Consider the following 1,044-nt stretch of genomic DNA (forward strand, 5'->3'; position numbering starts at 1 on the left):
GGCATGTCGTCGCGGCTGTTCCAGGAAGTCCGCGAAAAGCGTGGCCTGTGCTATTCGGTCTATGCCTTCCACTGGGGCTTTTCCGATACCGGCATATTCGGCGTCCATGCCGCGACCGGGCAGAGCGACATCGCCGAACTGGTGCCCGTCATCATCGAGGAATTGCAGAAGGCCGGCGAGAACATCCTGCAGGAAGAGCTCGACCGGGCGCGCGCGCAATACCGCGCAGGTCTGATCATGTCGGCGGAAAGCCCGGCCAGCCGCGCCTCGCAGATCGCGCGACAGCTGCTCTTGTTCGGCCGGCCGATCGCCAAGGAGGAACTGATGGAGCGGCTGTCGGCGCTGACGGTCGATCGTTTGACCGACCTGTCGTCACGGCTGTTCTCGACCAAACCGACGCTTACCGCTGTAGGGCCTGTGGGTACGCTGGCGCCATACGAAGCGATCCTCGATTCGCTTCCGGGCACGCCCACCACGGCCCGCAAGCTCGCCGTCTAAGCCCGCACAAGCGCCGTGTTCGCGCTCCCTTTCTTTCGCCGCGACCTGCCGGCACTGAAGGGCGACCGCGTGACGCTGCGCGTGCCGTTCACCAACGACTACCGGGAGTGGTCGACTGTGCGCGGCGAGAGCCGGGCATTCCTCGAACCATGGGAGCCGCGCTGGGCGCCGGACGAGCTTGACCGGGCGGCATGGCGACTGCGCATCAGCCGCTACCGCGAGGACTATGCGCAGGGAACCGCGATCGCCTTCTTCATATTCGAGAAGTCGAGCGGCAGGTTGGCTGGCGGAATTACGCTCGGCAACATACGCCACGGGGTCTCGCAGAGCGGGCATGTCGGCTACTGGATCGGCGAGCGCTTCGGCGGCCGTGGCCTGATGACCGACGCCGTCAAGGTCGTGACCCGCTTCGCCTTCGATACGCTGCGGTTGCACCGGATCGAAGCGGCCTGTATTCCCGACAATATCAGGTCGATCCGTGTGCTTGAAAAAGCCGGATTCCGGCGCGAAGGACTTCTGCGATCCTATCTCAGGATCAATGGCATC

General features: G+C 64.5%; 2 protein-coding genes. Both read left to right on the plus strand.

Translation table 11 applies throughout. The annotated features are described in order from the left end of the window. The coding region (locus tag FJ980_RS34075; protein ID WP_140547717.1) for an insulinase family protein at nt 1–498 on the plus strand (498 nt) is incomplete at its 5' end. Nucleotides 499–513: 15 nt separating this feature from the next. Beyond that, a partial coding sequence (locus tag FJ980_RS34080; RefSeq protein ID WP_140547718.1) for a GNAT family protein occupies nt 514–1,044 on the plus strand: 531 nt, incomplete at its 3' end.

This window comes from Mesorhizobium sp. B1-1-5 (assembly GCF_006443065.1).
In the GTDB taxonomy this organism is placed as follows: Bacteria; Pseudomonadota; Alphaproteobacteria; order Rhizobiales; family Rhizobiaceae; genus Mesorhizobium.